1 protein-coding gene is annotated in these 330 nt (G+C 54.5%); it reads right to left on the bottom strand.

Annotated elements, in window-relative coordinates:
- Positions 1-330: hypothetical protein (locus AC1RPT_RS07870; RefSeq protein WP_481762997.1), on the bottom strand; the 330-nt coding region annotated here is incomplete at both ends.

Genomic DNA, 330 nt, shown 5'->3' with positions numbered 1-330 from the left:
CTCTTCCTCCGGAGCCATCGGCAGCGGTTTCCACAGATCGCTGTCATCACGCGAAACAGTACCACTCTTCCACGGGTCGTCGTAGTTGATGGGAGTGCACACTTCACCGAATTCGCGCTTGCCGACCGGACGGTAGTGGTAGTCGCTTTCGTTGGTTGAGTACTGGATGCTCTCACCTTTGTACAGAAAGAAGAACTGGTTGCCGATCTTCACACCAAGCTCACCCAGAGAATTCACAACCCACTCGACTTGATCGGGATGAAGACGAGTCGGAATAGGACTGTACGCGCCTTGCTCGACGAGCGATTGAATAGCAGCGTGCGCCATTCC

Source organism: Dellaglioa sp. CoH-56-MRSF-11, from assembly GCF_056782135.1.
Note: the sequence above shows the minus strand (reverse complement) of the source record. Positions and strands in the feature narration are given on the sequence as shown.